This window comes from Thalassotalea eurytherma (assembly GCF_030161415.1).
In the GTDB taxonomy this organism is placed as follows: Bacteria; Pseudomonadota; Gammaproteobacteria; order Enterobacterales; family Alteromonadaceae; genus Thalassotalea_G; species Thalassotalea_G eurytherma.
This window is the reverse complement of sequence record NZ_BSSU01000022.1, coordinates 1-15,217: the sequence shown is the minus strand read 5'-3', so window position 1 is coordinate 15,217 and position 15,217 is coordinate 1. Positions and strand designations below refer to the sequence as shown.

The 15,217-nt window shown below is 36.8% G+C and carries 25 protein-coding genes and 1 pseudogene; 1 reads left to right on the top strand and 25 read right to left on the bottom strand.

Translation table 11 applies throughout. The annotated features are described in order from the left end of the window. Nucleotides 1–163 precede the first annotated feature (163 nt). The 9 genes from QQK02_RS16300 to QQK02_RS16260 form a co-directional block, all read right to left on the bottom strand. Nucleotides 164–850, bottom strand: a complete 687-nt coding sequence (locus QQK02_RS16300; RefSeq protein ID WP_284209215.1) for a DUF5625 family protein — start codon at nucleotides 848–850, stop codon at nucleotides 164–166. A 38-nt stretch (nucleotides 851–888) separates the two neighbouring features. Then, nucleotides 889–1,182 carry a hypothetical protein gene (locus QQK02_RS16295; protein ID WP_284209214.1) on the bottom strand — a complete coding sequence of 98 codons (294 nt, stop codon included), beginning with the start codon at nucleotides 1,180–1,182 and terminating at the stop codon, nucleotides 889–891. 234 nt (nucleotides 1,183–1,416) lie between these two features. Then, on the bottom strand, nucleotides 1,417–1,656 hold the full coding sequence (locus QQK02_RS16290; protein WP_284209213.1) for a hypothetical protein: 240 nt from the start codon (nucleotides 1,654–1,656) through the stop codon (nucleotides 1,417–1,419). Between the two features lie 58 nt (nucleotides 1,657–1,714). Next, complete coding sequence (locus QQK02_RS16285) at nucleotides 1,715–2,233, bottom strand: thioredoxin family protein (protein WP_284209212.1); 519 nt, start codon at nucleotides 2,231–2,233, stop codon at nucleotides 1,715–1,717. 95 nt (nucleotides 2,234–2,328) lie between these two features. Further along, a complete protein-coding gene (locus tag QQK02_RS16280; protein WP_284209211.1) occupies nucleotides 2,329–2,631 on the bottom strand; it encodes a hypothetical protein in 303 nt (100 codons plus the stop codon). A gap of 453 nt (nucleotides 2,632–3,084) precedes the next feature. Continuing rightward, nucleotides 3,085–3,438, bottom strand: coding sequence for a hypothetical protein (locus QQK02_RS16275; protein WP_284209209.1), 354 nt, complete (start codon nucleotides 3,436–3,438; stop codon nucleotides 3,085–3,087). A 43-nt stretch (nucleotides 3,439–3,481) separates the two neighbouring features. Continuing rightward, nucleotides 3,482–4,642 carry an esterase gene (locus QQK02_RS16270; protein WP_284209208.1) on the bottom strand — a complete coding sequence of 387 codons (1,161 nt, stop codon included), beginning with the start codon at nucleotides 4,640–4,642 and terminating at the stop codon, nucleotides 3,482–3,484. Between the two features lie 273 nt (nucleotides 4,643–4,915). Then, the gene (locus tag QQK02_RS16265) at nucleotides 4,916–5,068 is read right to left on the bottom strand and encodes a hypothetical protein (protein ID WP_284209207.1); all 153 of its coding nucleotides are present in this window, start codon (nucleotides 5,066–5,068) and stop codon (nucleotides 4,916–4,918) included. Between the two features lie 102 nt (nucleotides 5,069–5,170). Beyond that, nucleotides 5,171–5,521, bottom strand: coding sequence for a VOC family protein (locus QQK02_RS16260; RefSeq protein ID WP_284209206.1), 351 nt, complete (start codon nucleotides 5,519–5,521; stop codon nucleotides 5,171–5,173). Between the two features lie 131 nt (nucleotides 5,522–5,652). On the opposite strand from QQK02_RS16260, the gene QQK02_RS16255 reads away from it, so the two are divergent. Next, nucleotides 5,653–5,832 (top strand): DUF6435 family protein, encoded by a 180-nt coding sequence (locus QQK02_RS16255; RefSeq protein ID WP_284209205.1) that lies wholly within the window; start codon nucleotides 5,653–5,655, stop codon nucleotides 5,830–5,832. 91 nt (nucleotides 5,833–5,923) lie between these two features. Here the strand turns inward: QQK02_RS16255 and QQK02_RS16250 are convergent, their stop codons facing one another. The 16 genes and pseudogenes from QQK02_RS16250 to QQK02_RS16175 form a co-directional block, all read right to left on the bottom strand. Then, a complete protein-coding gene (locus QQK02_RS16250; RefSeq protein ID WP_284209204.1) occupies nucleotides 5,924–6,253 on the bottom strand; it encodes a GFA family protein in 330 nt (109 codons plus the stop codon). 123 nt (nucleotides 6,254–6,376) lie between these two features. Continuing rightward, on the bottom strand, nucleotides 6,377–6,811 hold the full coding sequence (locus QQK02_RS16245; protein WP_284209203.1) for a hypothetical protein: 435 nt from the start codon (nucleotides 6,809–6,811) through the stop codon (nucleotides 6,377–6,379). After that, on the bottom strand, nucleotides 6,793–7,284 hold the full coding sequence (locus QQK02_RS16240; protein ID WP_284209202.1) for a helix-turn-helix domain-containing protein: 492 nt from the start codon (nucleotides 7,282–7,284) through the stop codon (nucleotides 6,793–6,795). Before QQK02_RS16240 ends, QQK02_RS16245 begins: the two co-directional genes overlap by 19 nt. A gap of 249 nt (nucleotides 7,285–7,533) precedes the next feature. Then, complete coding sequence (locus QQK02_RS16235) at nucleotides 7,534–8,196, bottom strand: DUF4386 family protein (RefSeq protein ID WP_284209200.1); 663 nt, start codon at nucleotides 8,194–8,196, stop codon at nucleotides 7,534–7,536. 287 nt (nucleotides 8,197–8,483) lie between these two features. Continuing rightward, nucleotides 8,484–8,768, bottom strand: a complete 285-nt coding sequence (locus tag QQK02_RS16230) for a hypothetical protein (protein ID WP_284209199.1) — start codon at nucleotides 8,766–8,768, stop codon at nucleotides 8,484–8,486. Between the two features lie 135 nt (nucleotides 8,769–8,903). Next, the gene (locus QQK02_RS16225) at nucleotides 8,904–9,257 is read right to left on the bottom strand and encodes a DUF1428 domain-containing protein (RefSeq protein ID WP_284209198.1); all 354 of its coding nucleotides are present in this window, start codon (nucleotides 9,255–9,257) and stop codon (nucleotides 8,904–8,906) included. A gap of 125 nt (nucleotides 9,258–9,382) precedes the next feature. After that, nucleotides 9,383–9,877 (bottom strand): GNAT family N-acetyltransferase, encoded by a 495-nt coding sequence (locus QQK02_RS16220; RefSeq protein WP_284209197.1) that lies wholly within the window; start codon nucleotides 9,875–9,877, stop codon nucleotides 9,383–9,385. Between the two features lie 129 nt (nucleotides 9,878–10,006). Then, the gene (locus QQK02_RS16215) at nucleotides 10,007–10,489 is read right to left on the bottom strand and encodes a GNAT family N-acetyltransferase (RefSeq protein WP_284209196.1); all 483 of its coding nucleotides are present in this window, start codon (nucleotides 10,487–10,489) and stop codon (nucleotides 10,007–10,009) included. Nucleotides 10,490–10,618: 129 nt separating this feature from the next. Then, complete coding sequence (locus tag QQK02_RS16210) at nucleotides 10,619–11,086, bottom strand: hypothetical protein (protein ID WP_284209195.1); 468 nt, start codon at nucleotides 11,084–11,086, stop codon at nucleotides 10,619–10,621. Nucleotides 11,087–11,168: 82 nt separating this feature from the next. Further along, nucleotides 11,169–11,444, bottom strand: coding sequence for a DUF4177 domain-containing protein (locus QQK02_RS16205; RefSeq protein WP_284209193.1), 276 nt, complete (start codon nucleotides 11,442–11,444; stop codon nucleotides 11,169–11,171). Nucleotides 11,445–11,555: 111 nt separating this feature from the next. Next, a complete protein-coding gene (locus QQK02_RS16200) occupies nucleotides 11,556–11,876 on the bottom strand; it encodes a hypothetical protein (RefSeq protein ID WP_284209192.1) in 321 nt (106 codons plus the stop codon). Nucleotides 11,877–11,918: 42 nt separating this feature from the next. Further along, entirely contained in the window at nucleotides 11,919–12,473 is a 555-nt protein-coding gene (locus tag QQK02_RS16195) for a nucleoside/nucleotide kinase family protein (protein ID WP_284209191.1), read from the bottom strand. A 32-nt stretch (nucleotides 12,474–12,505) separates the two neighbouring features. Further along, nucleotides 12,506–13,015, bottom strand: a complete 510-nt coding sequence (locus QQK02_RS16190; protein ID WP_284209190.1) for a septation protein IspZ — start codon at nucleotides 13,013–13,015, stop codon at nucleotides 12,506–12,508. A gap of 97 nt (nucleotides 13,016–13,112) precedes the next feature. Next, the gene (locus tag QQK02_RS16185) at nucleotides 13,113–13,571 is read right to left on the bottom strand and encodes a DUF3291 domain-containing protein (RefSeq protein WP_284209188.1); all 459 of its coding nucleotides are present in this window, start codon (nucleotides 13,569–13,571) and stop codon (nucleotides 13,113–13,115) included. 490 nt (nucleotides 13,572–14,061) lie between these two features. Continuing rightward, nucleotides 14,062–14,427: a hypothetical protein gene (locus QQK02_RS16180; RefSeq protein ID WP_284209186.1), complete on the bottom strand. Its 366-nt coding sequence runs from the start codon at nucleotides 14,425–14,427 to the stop codon at nucleotides 14,062–14,064. Nucleotides 14,428–14,549: 122 nt separating this feature from the next. Beyond that, nucleotides 14,550–15,148, bottom strand: a pseudogene (locus tag QQK02_RS16175) (integrase core domain-containing protein). Nucleotides 15,149–15,217: the final 69 nt, after the last annotated feature.

Sequence of the window (15,217 nt, the reverse complement as noted above, 5' to 3'; positions counted from 1 at the left end):
CTTAGTCAGTATGACCAATAGATACCGACCTTCGTCGGTATGACTCTGCCTCTGCCTGTCATTGTGGCGTAGGCCTCAGTTCCAGCCAGTCATTGTGGCGTAGGCCGCAATCTCTTTTATTCGGTTATGTGTTGAGATACCGACCTTCGTCAGTATGACTCGGCTATGAGTCAGCATTACGATCTTTTCTTTTCTTGAATTGATACTTAGGCTGCTTGGGAAAGTGCCAACGGTAAAACTTTAAACTGTTAAATAAGATAAACCGCCAAGCTAGTACCATTGCAATAAGGGCTACGAAAAAAGGCGCAACAAAGTAATTAAATAACATACTCCAAAAGATATACTCTGTTTGCCAAGTATCGCCAGTTAGTAATGTGTAATTAATTGCCAGAGTCGTTTTGAATGCTTTGTATTGCTCAGCGGGCTCTGAAAACGTGATGCCAAATTGGTAATCGCCTTTTGGGAGTTTAAACTCACCTAAGCATTGGGTTACGTATGTGTGCTGCCATTCGCACGCATTGTTTGAAATCATTTGACTCGATGCAACAAGCTGTTGGTTGCTTTTTATTTGCCAGCCAACCGTCAATGGTATGCCAGGTTGTTGATATTTCTCCATATTGCCAAACACTTGATTTAGGTACCAGTAGGGTTGTTCTTCTCGAGAGAATCGCAAATTTACTTGGTATGTTTGTTCCATAGGAATTGAAATATCAAACCAGCTAGCTTCATTATGCTTTATGTCAATAGGTGCAATTACAGGTGGTTTAGAAAAATGTTTCGCAAATTGATGTGACAATGCAAAATGCAATCCTGTAGTAGCTAAAATAATAATAAGTAAACGATTATTCATGACATTCCTTGTCTGTTGTTGCATCTAACCTTTTAAACTTAGATTTTTTCGCACATTATCATGTCTTGGTTAACCCTAACATTTACTATGCCTGCGGGAGGTTGATAAGGTAACCAACCGTTAGGGCATTTCCCTCCTTTGAAGTTAACAACCGCACCAGTTGGCAGCTTTAAATTACGCTGTTTATTGTCTTTGAGTTGTTGCTCCAAACTGTCAATTTTTCTTTCTAAACATTTAATTGATGCTTTGCTGTTTATTTCAATCTCACAGCCGCTGCTTAGTGCAGAAAAAGAGCATAGTAACGTTATTATAAAGCTAATTATTTTCATCATTTTCCCTGTCGTAGTGTTGGTTTATTTCTGTTTTCTATATGTCATTCGCTATACATTTATCGGTGATTCTAATGATTTAGGCATTCCTGTTCTAAAAAGTAAGAAGAGACTGAAGGCAAAATAGTTCATTAGAAAGCAAATTTAGTAGTAAAAACTTAGATGCTTAGTTTAGGTAGTGTTAGGTTGGGGAGGTTTGGCATCGTAGCGTCCTTGTCCGTATAGTCTCGTTGTTTTTTAAGCTAATGCAATATGCAGTGCATTAGCTATTTGGTCTTGTCGTGCTTTATTACCTTTGCCCATAAAGATAGGAACGCTTATGTCTTTAGTGACTTCTTTATCAATCAGGTATGTCCATGTTGTCGAAATTTCTAAGGCAATAGCGCAGCATTTCAGTGTGCTGAAAATTAAATACGTCTGCGTTAGTGCCTCCTTTTCAAACTCCACCCAATAAAATGTCGGTGAAACACATTTCATTTTACTCATTTAGTATGATGTATGAATAGTTGATTAGCCAATAATGACAAAGGAAAAGTTAATTATTAATAGCTAGATCAATTAGCTGCTTTTTCGTGAGCGCACCAGCTTTACGGTTTATTTCAGTGTTGTTTTCGAACAAAATTATTGTCGGTAACCCTCTTACATTAAAATGTTTACTGACCGTTGTATCAAGCGAAGCATCTATTTTTACCACAGTAACCTGATCGGCATACTCCTTAGCAAAACTTGCTAGGGTTTTGTTCATCAATAAACATGGTCCACACCACTGAGCCCAAAAGTCGATAAGTACTCGTGGGTGCTGTTTAGTGATTATCTTGAGCTCGTCCAATGAAGTAACATTAATTGTTGTGCCAGCTATATAGTCCAATGTTCCATTTTGTCTTTTTAAGACAGAAAAAGGCCAATTAACGATAGCAATTAAATTTGTCAAAATTAATGCGATGATAAGTATAATCCAACCCAGTAATTTGATGGGTAAGTAATAGAAGGGCGCTTGTTCATTAAAGGTTTCTATTGCATTAAGCCTTTCAGTAACTTGATTACCTAAATTCATTTTTAATCCTTGAAAAAATTAGCCTTTATCAACCTAAAACTAGGCTAGCTATTCTTCATGTCCTTTCAATAGTCTGTCTATTTGTATCCCGCGTATTATTGCTCTGCTAATACTTGAGATAAAAAGGGTATTATTGCTGGTGTCTCATCATGAGCAAGTTTCCATGATAATAATAAGCCACTGACACAAAACCAACTCAACGTCCATTGTTGGCCGTTAAGTACATAAATCACTATGGAAGGAATAAATGAAAAACAGGCAAAAAGGGTTAATCGACGAAACAAGTCTACCGGATGTTGCTTTCTATATGCCTTCATCGCTTTATTAATGATTTTTTGCTTCTCTTTATGGTTCAAACCTACAAGACGCTCATCATCGTACAATTTAAAATGAAACATCAAACCTCCTTGTTTTAAAAGCGTTTAAATGAATGGATTTTCAGTATAACGAGAATAATAGTGAATGTTAACTTCTTGTTAATCTTGTCGTTATCTAATTGATCTATCCTTAATTTTTATCTTACGTTAGTTTTTCGGGGGGAAAAGGAATAACGATACGATAAATAACACTGACAAAACCAACAATCCAAAAATTGCAATACGGGTTTCATGTGCTGACTCATCTTGTTTTCTAGGGTAGTTACCTAGCGTAATCAAAACAGACTATATTTGCCAATATAAAAGCAAATAAACTCAATAAAAGCTTCAATTAACACCCATCGAAGTATTTTAAATAACGTGCGAAGAAAACCTTCTGCTAATTCTTCCATTGAACACTTTTCCTTAAAACGCTTATTCAACCTATGACTTCAATTATCATGAAATCGTTAATAACTCTCATGATTTATGAACTTAGTTGCATGTTATATCAAGATTTTCATGTACCGTGATAACAACCCGCTTATTGAGTTCATTGTTAGTTACGTACCCACAAACGCCTTGATAGGTAACAGTTTCGCTAATTTTTACATGATAGCGATAAACGCCATCTTTGGCTTGTGAAAGGTCATAATGCAAAGTATTACGATCACCACTAGGTATTGAGCCAAAGTCTAGGTTACTGCTAGGTAAATCTATTTGTGCAGAAGAGATTGTTGCACTCGAATTATTTACGATGGTAATACTCGGCATTATAAAAAAGCTAGCGTAATAACCTAACACTAATACAGCGCTTGCGATGAGCACAGATTTATAGAAAGTTTTCATTTCATACTTATTCGTCGTTTTTCATCATTCAACATATTTAACCTTACGGCGTTAACATCGCTTTAAATTCATCTAAATATTGCTGATGTTTGTTTTGATGCCACTGAACCATTGATTTAGACTTCTCTACTGCGACAAGTTGTACTGCTATAGCCCGCTTAATGTCACCTTGGTTGGCATATGCCTTTGCTAAAGAAGCATGTGCGTACGCAGAGTCAGGATACAAATCTGTTGTTTTAATGTAGATATCGAGCGCTTTGCTTGGCTCAGTTTTAGTTAACGATTTGGCTAACGCTTTTAATGAACCTTCTGCTGACACAGGGAAGCCATACTTATCGTTTGATAGCTTGTCATAGTAGGCAACAATAGCATCAGGACCTTGCTGTGAAATAGGGGAGTTGGCAGGCAAGTTGTTATGAATATCATCAAATAACGCTTCAATGCCGTTTAGTAGGGTAATAATAGGGCGAGACATATAATAGTGATTTTCATTACTGTTGCTCTGCCATTGCAGCTTATTCTGAGAAAGCTTTGCTAATTCTAATTCAAATTGCTTAACGGCAGCTACATGAGCACTTTCGTAACGGTGATTACCTATGGTCATGTATAGAAACTTCATGCCATCGTATTTTGGTGTTAGTTTTTGAGGCGCATCTAAAACAATATGACCAAAGTTATCACCTAAGGTTGGGCTAGCAATTAAGTACGCGTTAAACATATTTGGTCTATTAAGTAATGCATATAACCCTAAAGCGCCATTTGCCATGAAACCACTGTAAATTTTGAAACCATTCGTTCTGTAGTGTTTATCAATCTGCTTCAATACATCGTTCTCGATGATATCGAGTATGCGTTGATCTTTCGGGTTTTCAGCAAACTGCTTAAATACCGCAGCAAATTCAGGGTGGTAATTAGCAGGGTTAACAATAATGGTTTTTAGCCAAGGCCACTCGCCATTGTGACTTAACCAGTCTTGCATTCCTGAAATAAATGGTTGGCTTCTAGGGTGCAAATCAAACAACACAAAATAAGTTTTAGTATCGTCTTTAGCATAACCTTGTGGCAAGGTGATGTTGTATTTTAATGGCTCTTCAAATCCCTCAGGTAGTACTTCAATAGTTTCGATTGGGTTTAGGTTTTCTATTTCAACGGCGAAAGAAAAAGTAGGTAATGCCAACATCAACCAAAGCAATATAATTTTCATTGTTCATCCATGTCTATTTTTAGTAAGAGTTATTAAGCGAGTCTATAGATGCGTTGCAGCCATATCAAAGGACCATTGTCAGTATCACCTAAACCTTATTAAAAGCATACAGTTAACTGTCATTATTACGGATTGATTGTTGTTTTTCGGGCGTTGTTTTGCGCTTGAATATGTGCAGCATCTGGTTTGTGACGTTGCATGACACGTTTATCACAAGATCTAAAGCTCGACGTAGATTTGAGAATTTCATATTTGTGAACGAGCATAACTTGATCATTCTTCAAAACTTTTATTGTCGCTCTGTGTACTTTGGGTTGTGGCAATAGCTGCGCCAATTGCGACACCAACGCCTATCGCTACACCGACACCAATACCTAACACAATAGGGTTGTTTACTTTTCCATGTTGATTTTTCAGTTTATGCATCGCTTTGATCTTCGTATTACCTATTATTAGTGTAGTAATTATTCTATTCACTTAAGCTGTTTTACCGAGCAATCCAAGTGACTTTATTTTGAAAGTCACTTTTTATGCGGTGTTAAATTGCGTTATTTGCCAAAGCTCACCTGATGGTCCCCATAGCATCAAAACCTTTCCCCAACGCTCTTCTTGAATAGGGTTGAATTTAATGTCGAAACCTTCCAAGCCAATTACGCGATCATATGCTTCGTTGATATCGATAACTGATAATTGCAATACTAAGTTATTTGCCAGTTCTTGATTATAGAAGCGCTGTAAAAAGAAAAAACAATCGCCATTTTCGAATAGGGAGAGATCTTCTGAGACATAATCCAACTTGAAACCAAGGGCTTGGTAGAAGGATTTGCTTACTTCGTAATTTTTACTAGGAATGAATACCCTAATATCATCAACCTGCATAATTTTCCCCTTGTTAACTTAAGGTAGTCATTGGCTTGTAATCGTATTAATTTCAATATGAGTGGATTAAATGAAACCAAAACCTATTACCTAACGTACTTATTTAGTTATTAAATTAAAGGATAACCTCAATGTTTTCACTCTTTAAAAAAGATCCGATTAAAAAGCTCAACAAACAGTACGAAAAGAAGCTTGAAGAAGCGATGCTTGCTCAACGAAAAGGTGACATAAAATCATACGCGTTTATCACCGCTGAAGCTGAAAAAATAAACGAACAAATTATTGCCTTAAAAAACACGCCAACAACATAGTTTATTCATTATAAAAAGCACAACGCAATCGCCTATATTGTGAGTCGTTCAAATAAACTGGTTGAGATTACAACGCATTTTTACCATCGAATTAAATAATATTTAGGTTGTGTGATGCGACATTATCAACACACCCTAAATTAATTCTGTAGGTGCCTGGCTCATCGCTTGTGTCGTGAAATGGGTAGATACCGCATGTTTTACAAAAGTGGTGATTAACATCATGATCGCCCCAACGATAAGTGCTTAAATTCTCGTTGCCTGTAATCAGTTTAAAATGGCTTGGTGGGTAATTTTGTTTCGACATAATGGCATTTTTTCTGATGCAAATTGAGCAATTACATTGTAACGCCTCGGTTATTTCCTCGCTTTCGAACTCAAATCTAACAGCTTCACAATGACAACTACCTGTGTATTTCATGACGTTTCCTTGTTTATATGAACTTCATGACTGTATATAGTTACAGTTAAAAGGTAAAGCATGAATTTAATGTCTATTGGCTAAAACGATCCATCATCATCAATGAGTTGGCTTGTTAACTGTTTATAAAGCTCTTGTGCTTTTTCTTGATTGCAGAACAACAAGAGTTACCACGCCGATAATAAAACCTGGAATAATTTGAATGAGTGAGCCATAAAATAACTGTCCAATAAGTGCTTGGCTCCAGTTATCAAATACATCGTAATGGGTACCTAACTGCCATTTTTTGGTGATCCACCACAAAATAAATACAGGAATTCTGGATATGGGTGAAAATATCAGCAGGCAATATAAAAGCATTTGGTAGGGCGTTTCATGGTTTATTAATTTATGAGCCCAATAAACTGAGCATATCAACGTAAACCAAAGTAAGCCTATTAGAAAAACATATACATCGGGTATGCCTGCCAGTTCAAGAAAGAAGCGTACTGGCGTGATAAGCAACGCAATAAGTATTGGAATTGCGCAAAGCTTTATAGCTAGCGTTCTTTTTCGCATTTTTCTAAGGCTTGTTTGATTTTCTTTTGTTCCCATTTTTCACCGAATGGTTGGAATACGACGATAGCTTGTGCTCCGATAATCATAGCGAAACACATTGCAGTACTGATAAGCGCGCCAAGGTTTTCTCCGCCATTATAATTTGGCACAAAGAAAAATATAAAAATACCTAATAAAAACAACGTTAACATATAAAAGCTTTTTTTAGATTTAACTTCAGCTATCGCTGCTTGTTCTCGTTTTTCTCGCTCATCGTGGGTGTCTTTAGATACGTGAGTGGTATTTGCGCTGATGTTTTCATTTTTTAATGTATCTACATCAATGTCAAAAACTGCAGCTAAAGACTTTAATGTTTCAAGCCCAACCGTATCACCTTTCTCTACACGTTGAATTGTACGAATGTTTAAACCACAAAACTGAGCGAGTTGCTCTTGAGACCAATTGTTTTTTTGCCTTAATGACTTAATAAGCATTATCGTTACCGTTTATCTTTCATTAACAAAACTATAACCTAATTTGATTCTGTCAGGAACGACAAACACATGACAATCGCACGACAGCTATATTTCCATTGTTCTTTAGAGCATCGTACAGGCAATTAATAACTAGATGAAGCTCTGTAAACTGCACAATGTTAATTGTTATTGCTAGTGGACTAATGCCTGCCCACTCACGTAACTGTCGATACAAACTAAGCACGCTAAAAAATATACTACGTTAATCTACTGCGCTAACCCCGCCTTTGAATGACTATTTTTCATCATGGCGATACCTAGCCAAAAAAACCATACAATTTGGCTAACACCAAAAATTTCAGTCAGTACGTCAGCAGGATAAATAGTACCAATACCAGCTAAACCAACAAAAATGCCAACATAGTTAAGTGTTTTAGGCAGCTCTGTAGCTTTTAACGCGGCAAAACTTAGCAATAACACCCAAATGCCGCCAACGACTTCATTACCGCCGCCTAGGCCTTCAATAACAGCGTATATCGCGATCCAAACTGTCATCGCTTGTTCTGGATCTTTAGCCGACAACCCTATAGTCGTCGCTAAACCAATATTTGCGATCATGCCACTGGCAATCACTAGGCCTACCCATACAACGCCAAATACAGCAGCGATTTGCGAAAGTGTAGGGGCGCTTTTCTTCAAACGCTCATAAAGTGCTAAAACCAAAATTGCCAGCAACACGCCAAAAAGTACGTACATGGTGAAGTTTACAATCGATAACGCAAGATGGTTTTCAGCAAGGTATGCAAACTTTTGAGCAGCGTTTGCGTCAACAGGGTAATGCCAATATGCGCCGAAAAAAACGAAAGCTAAGATATAGATGAGTGCCTCAAAAATAGCTGCAACGCCACCTGCTTTTTGTATATGATTCATCAAAATAATCCCTTTTAGGCTAAATATATAGAAAGCTTGCGCTTTGGTTAGGGGAACCTAGTTATCTAAGGTAAGCGAGGTATAGCAAAAAACCAAATCCATTTTTTGTAAATAGATAATTCAGTTACCTTAAAAGATTGTTTATATTCGGTTTAGTTTAAATTGCTTGTGCTATTGAAGAGTACATATGGAATAGTAACCCGTGTTAAAACTATCCACAAAATTAACATGAATATTTATTGTCGTTATAAGTTACATAAACAGCGCAATGTGGCTTAATGCATTGGTTAGGTTTCTTCAGCTGTCGCCATCTGCTTTTTAGCCATCAACATAGCAAGGCGAAAAGTTAAATAAGCAAATAGGGCGCTAGTTGCCCCATAAAGGCTGAAGATTATATAAATCTCATTACCTATCCAGTTCACGTTAAGAATACGAGATGAACCCTGTACATCAAGCGTGCCATTTAAGAGTGACGGCATAATACTGCTATGAAATACGAGTTTTGCAAACCAGCCAAATACAATAGCCACTGCAATATAAAAGACAATAAGGAGTATTCTAAAAATAAACATAACTGGGTTCAGTACAACTAACGCTTCGCAATGAAGCTAAAAATTAACGGGTTTAAATGAGCAACGCATGAGTAAAGCATGAGCAAAAAACGGCTTTAGTTTGGCTCACGCTAATCGGTTGCTATGTGTTTTTTATCATTTATCTAAGATCACATCAAAGCCACCAAAGATCATTCTTTTACCATCAAACGGCATTGGGTTATTGTCTGGGAGCATTCTAGGATCTTCCATGATTTTATCCATGTTTTCATCTCTGACTTTTTTTGACGGCCATGTTACCCAAGAAAAGCAAACGGTTTCATTGGGTTCACATTTCACTGCCATAGGAAATGAAGTTAGTTCACCATCTGGCACATCATCTCCCCAACACTCAACAAGTGAAATCACACCATACTCTTTGAAAACGTCGGCTGCTTCACTAGCATGTTTTATATACGCCTCTTTTTTATCGGTTGGTACTGCTAACACAAAACCGTCTACATAACTCATGTTTAGATCCTCATAAAATTGTCAATGAAACCTGTAAATAAAGTGGCTACTTGTCGTTCCTTAACACAGTAAAACATGAACAACTGCCTACTGATATGTGTGTCGTTTGAATAGCGCATTACTTATTAAAGCTGGTACTCGAAAAACACTGCGCCATTATCGTTACTTGGCACTTTATTGAAGCCTAGCTTATGAAGTAATTTTATTGAAGCAACGTTGTCTGGAGCAACACCGGCAACTAAATTCATTATTTGACCTTCTGATCTAATGAACTCAAGTAAACCTTGTAGTATTTCGGTTGCATAACCATAACCCCAGTAAGCTTCACTGAGTAAATATCCTACGTGTGTTTTATTAGTATTTTCTGAAGAAATAAACACAAAGCCAATGGGGGAATTCGTACCAGTTAACTTGACGACAAGTAGTCGGCAATCAGAGTTGATGTGCGCTAACCAATGTTGAGCTGCTGATATGGAATTAACGTTTTGAAAATAGGGCGGTAGGTTTTCAACAACATTTGGCGTTAATATGTCTACAATTGAAGCTAAAAACTCTGGCGTCTGCTTGCTAGTTAGCCGTTCGCTAATCTGTAATCTTGACGTTTGATAACTTGCACTCACACATTACTCTCCGTCATACGTTAAAGGATATCAAACTGATAATAGCCAAGTGATATTTGCCTAGGTTTAATAGCTTACTGGCGATAATAAAATAGGTTTTTAATCAAATTACGCCACGTTTTATATAGCTTAACTATTTGCAAAGGTTTTCAATGCTTGACCAGATAAACGATAACCTACCCATTCATCTTGTGACACAGCGCCAATAGATTTATAGAAGTTGATAGCAGGCTCATTCCAATCAAGTACACTCCACTCAAAACGACCACACCCTTTTGAAACTGCAATATTCGCTAAATGTTTCAATAAAGCCTTACCCGCACCAATATTTCGATGTTCGGGAGAAACATATAAGCCTTCAAGGTAAAGCCCATTTTTTCCCAACCATGTTGAGTAATTAAAGAAATATACTGCAAAACCAATCGGCTGATTGTTGAGATAACAGATGACTGCATGGGTTGTAGAGTGTTCACTAAACAATGATGTTTTTATATCAGCTTCAGTTGCTAACACTTCATGCTCTGCTTTTTCGTAACGGGCGAGCTCTGTTACGAACCGAAGAATTAACGCTGAATTTTCAATTTTTGCATTTTCAATAGTTAATGTTGACACTTCATACTCCAATTTACAGCGGCATAAAATGCCCGAAAAAGGGAAGGTTAACCGTGGTTTTACTTTGAATAGTTAGCAAACTAGCGGTTAATTGTCCCAGTGAGTTTACGATTGAACTTGCTTTATGGGTTATTCACCAAGCCATTTAAATTTAGCATCATTAATTATTTTGTTAAATTCAGCCTGCGTGATTTTACCATTTTCTAAATCGTCTTCAGCTGGCCAAGCTACTTTCTGGTACTCATATTCTATAGCCGCAAGAATATAGCCTAGTTTTTGTTCAGTAATATTGCCTTTGTGAAATTGGTGCATTGCTAGCTTCTTATTCCAGGCCTTTCCTTCAGGAGGCGCTGGTAGCGTGAAATCAAGTGTTAGAAGTCGTTCATCAGATACTTTATAACCCTTAGCGATAGAATCTTTAGCACACTGGTAAAGCAAATAATCAATCGAGTCTTGCAGGCCGTAAAAATGCCAATCAAAGCCAGCATTACAACCACCAATAACTTTATTACTTTCGTCAGTAATATCAATGGTTCTTTCGGCACAACCTGATAGGCAAAGTAGGGTGGCGCATACTTTTATAAACGTTTTATACATCAAATGAACTCTTTTTATCGTATAGCGCATTGTTTAGAGCAAAGCGTTAATTGCCTTTGTTTAATGGCTTGCTATATTTTAACTATTCTGATTTTGCTTGCTTATCTTGCTCTTCTTTTAAGACTTTCTCAGCCAAAGAGTCAAATACTAAGCCTGCTTGGCCCTTTAATACAATAAGGTACTCTTTTGCAGATAATATGCCCAAGTTCGTACTGATAGCTTCGACATATTCCCAGCCTAGTTGACTAAACTGATTCAGCGCCTTTTCAAAGTGAGGATCTGACTGCAGTGGTTTATCAACTTTAGCGAATGTTCTTTTTTGAGGTTTAAAAATAAATGTTTTATACATCCATGCCATGATGCTCTCCTTAAATATACGCCCAATTATTGGGCTAGTTGTTGCTTGGCTACATTAGCGTCAAAAGAGCAAGCCAACCTTTTTTCATTCATTTTGCGTGACTTATGGTATCTACAATGAATGAGTTGTTGATGTGTATTTATGTTCGCAAGAAACAATAGCGGCACATATACCACTAAAGGCCAATAAAAATAACGAAGGGATTAAAAATGCAAAACCTGCAGAAAAGGAGGCTACCGTTAAATTGTCTATTGTCGCTGTCATGCCTCTACCTAATTGCATTGGTTGAGCAAAAGAAGCTAACACACCAAATACTGGGATGAGCATTGAAACCACTAGCATTATATAGCTGAGCCCTCCTAATAATCTCGCGGCAAGTAATAATGATTTGAGATGAGATGTTTCAACTGTTGAATATGGATATAATTTCATTTAATTCCCTTTGTTTGAAAATAAAACTCACTTTAACCTTTGTTAGTTTGTATTATTTTTCAGCCAGTTACTAATATAATCGGTTGACTCTTCTATTGAAACTACGTCCTGATATATTAAGTCTGAATTATTGCTAACTTGGCTTGCAGTTGAAAGGTAAATATCCCTAAAGTGATCCTCGTATTTCTCCATGAAACTTGAGATTGAACTTATTGCATCAGCGTGAATTTGTTTGGTGTGCCTACTAATTATACGAGCAAGGCATAATTCCATTGGTTGATCTAACAAAATAACGTAATCGATTAAAACGGACATTGCATCACGTTCTCTGCCAAAAGGCTCTTCTATAAAAATGAACGGCCTACTATTTCTAGAAAGTAGAGACTCTAATGAACTGACAAATCTGGGCGTTTTAATAAGAGAAACATTTGCTCCGTTTCTTAACCAACTTTTCATGTCTTTCGGGTACGTGTTGTTATCAATGTGATCATCAAAAAGCAGAAATGGGCAATCAAATCGATTTGCTAATTGTTTAACAATTGTGGTTTTTCCTGCACCAGAGATGCCACTAACTGCCACTACTTTTGTGTTAATCATATTATCCTAATGTGACAAAACTCGACTGCAAATTAGCGCGTCACCAACTGTTTTATTTTTTTTATGCGATATTGCAAATAGCTACCCAGCAAAAAAGGCCAAATTATTATTGCTGCGGGTTGAGCATAAAGTTTGTACTTAGTCCATAGTTCAATACTTGCGGTAGCGTGAATTACTTTAGATAAAATTGCCAAGCCGATAAAGAATAAGATTGTACTAAAATTTATATCACGCCAAACAGAGCTGTTGAAAGCCAGTCTATTGCCCCACAGAAGATAAATTAACCCTTTACGTTGAAATACGGTTATAGCACAAAAAAATAAAGCAGTTAAACACCAGGAGAGTGTAGGTAAGTGGCTGAAATTAATAGCTAAATCTAGAATACTGAACTGTTGATGGCAGTAAGATAGAAATATAATAACTAACACTATTGCAGACACAGAGCGCCAGTAAATAGCCCACATTAAAATAACTCCACTTTTATGTTCAAACCTAGGTAGAAAACATAACGGCAGCGCAGCAAATGAAATAGTTTGACTCAATATAAAATCCAACAGGCATCGAAAGCAATGCCAGCCAGAAAAACACAAACTCTAGCCTCATTGGGTATTGCTTAGCTGTCCCGTCTTAATTGGCCTGTTAGGCATTGCTTTCTAAATACTCTGCCCAACTAAAATTACTTTTCAAGCTAAAGGCTTTGGGTGTATCACCATTTTCTCTTAAAAAAGTTAGTTTTTCTACAGCTTCTTTTACCGTAGGAGTATGACCGATTGGAATCCACCATAAAACATAACTATCTTCAGGGATATGATGAAACCACTCTTTTTTACGACGAAGAAAATCACGATGATGAGTTCTGAACATGAAGTCTTGCAATGTATCAATTGAGTCCCAAACTGACATGTTTACAATCATATTAGGATCATCGAAAACTTGAATGTTGGTTGCATCATCGCTTTCATCTTTTAGACGCCAAATAAAACCATTGCTAGATTCTGCTAGCTTATTAATTGGCTCTAAATTATCTACAAACTCTTTTATTTCAGGTGCTTCTAAAGAATATTTAGCTTTTGCTATATTTAGTTGTGCAAGGTGCATATGAATCCTCCGTGATGCCTAACACCCAGTTAAGGGGTTGATAAATGCTTGGCTAAACTGTGTAACTAAGTGGAACCGAGCCAAGCTTTAGCAGTCCCGTCGCTTTATTGGCTTGTTATAAGGTTTTTACACTAAGTTTTGTTTTGATTTTTACAACTTCTGTAACGGCTATAAAAAACTAAACTGATTGAGATTATTGCAAAACCAATACTTGCAAAGGCAGGAGTAAGATTACTATTTTCAGTTGAATAAAACGCGCCTGCGGTTATTAAAAATAGAACCCCTGACAAGAAATAGATATAAATAAGTTTCAAATTTTTCATTATAAACCCTCCATAGTTAAACCAATCTAATTTATGTGCTTCCAAATATCAATCAAACTCAGCATTAGCGAACCTTATAACGCCCCCGTTAATGGGCAAAATTTAATTGGCTAAAATGGTGAGGAACGAAACCAGCCAACTGTTTTTTTTGCCTGTTTAACAGTTTGTTATATTTTTAATACGCCCATACTACTTAGCCATTTATATGCTTCATCTATATTTTGACAAAAATTCGTTTCGACATTGGTTAAAACAGAATGACTATCTTCCATCAACATTTTTTGAATAGACAAACTACAAATCACTGCTTCATATTTTTGGTTATTAATATTGCCCCATTGATTTAACTTTTCAATTTCATCCCACATTTCTGGTGTTGATAATTCCCATTCGGTCATATCAACTAAACATGCCCAAGGTTTATCATTTATTGTTTCTACAAGTTCTTTGTACTCTTTACAAAGCCTTAAAACTGTTTGAATATTCCAAGAGTCAAAACATTTAATAATTAATGTTTGATCAACTATTTTCATATCATATGAACCGTGTTCTTGCACATAAACCTCAGAAAAATATAACGCCCAAAAAAAGGGTTGCCGGTTAGGCTGTGATCATGCCCCGATAAAGCAGACACGCTCCATGTGCTAATTAACTGCTAATTAACTGCTAATTCGAATTCAGCAGGTGTTTTATATCCTAAACCCGAATGTAACCGTTGTCTATTGCAAAAAAGTGATTCAAGTAAACCTTTAATAACCTTTGCAGTTAATTGGCTGTAGCAAAAGTATTTACTCGAATAATGTCTGCCTTTAACGAACGAAAGAACGACTCCACCTCGGCATTATCAGTGCAGAAAACTGGGCGATTCATACGTGCTTTCACATTACGCTTACGCAGAAACTCCTGCATAACATGATCACGATATTCTGCGCCTTTATCTGTATGAAACAACTTTAGCAAATCAATTTCGTGCGTTAAGCGCTCATTTTCTTTTTGCTGTTGCTTGATTTTATTATGCTCTTTCTTAGAGGGAATTTCCTTTATCAGCTCATCATTGCTTTTATAGCGAGGTACTTGTTTAAACTTACCTTCTCGATACTCTTTTCGCCAACGGCTGAGCATTAATGGATGAATATCGAGTGCTTGGGCAACTTCCTTAGACAGAACATTGTCTCTTTAGCTTAGTTCGACTGCTTTGATTTTGAAATCGACAAGGTAAAACCACGTTTTTTTAGGGCGGGTATATCTTGGCATAATAGCCTCCTCAATGTGATGAGGAGGTGTGTACTAAAGTGGGGGAACTACATTGTCCTGCTTTAATGA

Excerpts from the sequence above, each read along its gene's own strand:
- QQK02_RS16180 (WP_284209186.1), bottom strand. The coding sequence starts at position 14,427 with ATGAAAATAGTTGATCAAACATTAATTATTAAATGTTTTGACTCTTGG.
- QQK02_RS16290 (WP_284209213.1), bottom strand. The coding sequence starts at position 1,656 with ATGAAATGTGTTTCACCGACATTTTATTGGGTGGAGTTTGAAAAGGAG.
- QQK02_RS16205 (WP_284209193.1), bottom strand. The coding sequence starts at position 11,444 with ATGGCATGGATGTATAAAACATTTATTTTTAAACCTCAAAAAAGAACA.
- QQK02_RS16200 (WP_284209192.1), bottom strand. The coding sequence starts at position 11,876 with ATGAAATTATATCCATATTCAACAGTTGAAACATCTCATCTCAAATCA.
- QQK02_RS16270 (WP_284209208.1), bottom strand. The coding sequence starts at position 4,642 with ATGAAAATTATATTGCTTTGGTTGATGTTGGCATTACCTACTTTTTCT.
- QQK02_RS16230 (WP_284209199.1), bottom strand. The coding sequence starts at position 8,768 with ATGTTTATTTTTAGAATACTCCTTATTGTCTTTTATATTGCAGTGGCT.
- QQK02_RS16295 (WP_284209214.1), bottom strand. The coding sequence starts at position 1,182 with ATGATGAAAATAATTAGCTTTATAATAACGTTACTATGCTCTTTTTCT.
- QQK02_RS16240 (WP_284209202.1), bottom strand. The coding sequence starts at position 7,284 with ATGCTTATTAAGTCATTAAGGCAAAAAAACAATTGGTCTCAAGAGCAA.
- QQK02_RS16245 (WP_284209203.1), bottom strand. The coding sequence starts at position 6,811 with ATGCGAAAAAGAACGCTAGCTATAAAGCTTTGCGCAATTCCAATACTT.
- QQK02_RS16275 (WP_284209209.1), bottom strand. The coding sequence starts at position 3,438 with ATGAAAACTTTCTATAAATCTGTGCTCATCGCAAGCGCTGTATTAGTG.
- QQK02_RS16265 (WP_284209207.1), bottom strand. The coding sequence starts at position 5,068 with ATGCATAAACTGAAAAATCAACATGGAAAAGTAAACAACCCTATTGTG.
- QQK02_RS16285 (WP_284209212.1), bottom strand. The coding sequence starts at position 2,233 with ATGAATTTAGGTAATCAAGTTACTGAAAGGCTTAATGCAATAGAAACC.
- QQK02_RS16250 (WP_284209204.1), bottom strand. The coding sequence starts at position 6,253 with ATGAAATACACAGGTAGTTGTCATTGTGAAGCTGTTAGATTTGAGTTC.
- QQK02_RS16185 (WP_284209188.1), bottom strand. The coding sequence starts at position 13,571 with ATGCACCTTGCACAACTAAATATAGCAAAAGCTAAATATTCTTTAGAA.
- QQK02_RS16255 (WP_284209205.1), top strand. The coding sequence starts at position 5,653 with ATGTTTTCACTCTTTAAAAAAGATCCGATTAAAAAGCTCAACAAACAG.
- QQK02_RS16300 (WP_284209215.1), bottom strand. The coding sequence starts at position 850 with ATGAATAATCGTTTACTTATTATTATTTTAGCTACTACAGGATTGCAT.
- QQK02_RS16260 (WP_284209206.1), bottom strand. The coding sequence starts at position 5,521 with ATGCAGGTTGATGATATTAGGGTATTCATTCCTAGTAAAAATTACGAA.
- QQK02_RS16225 (WP_284209198.1), bottom strand. The coding sequence starts at position 9,257 with ATGAGTTATGTAGACGGTTTTGTGTTAGCAGTACCAACCGATAAAAAA.
- QQK02_RS16195 (WP_284209191.1), bottom strand. The coding sequence starts at position 12,473 with ATGATTAACACAAAAGTAGTGGCAGTTAGTGGCATCTCTGGTGCAGGA.
- QQK02_RS16235 (WP_284209200.1), bottom strand. The coding sequence starts at position 8,196 with ATGAATCATATACAAAAAGCAGGTGGCGTTGCAGCTATTTTTGAGGCA.
- QQK02_RS16280 (WP_284209211.1), bottom strand. The coding sequence starts at position 2,631 with ATGTTTCATTTTAAATTGTACGATGATGAGCGTCTTGTAGGTTTGAAC.
- QQK02_RS16210 (WP_284209195.1), bottom strand. The coding sequence starts at position 11,086 with ATGTATAAAACGTTTATAAAAGTATGCGCCACCCTACTTTGCCTATCA.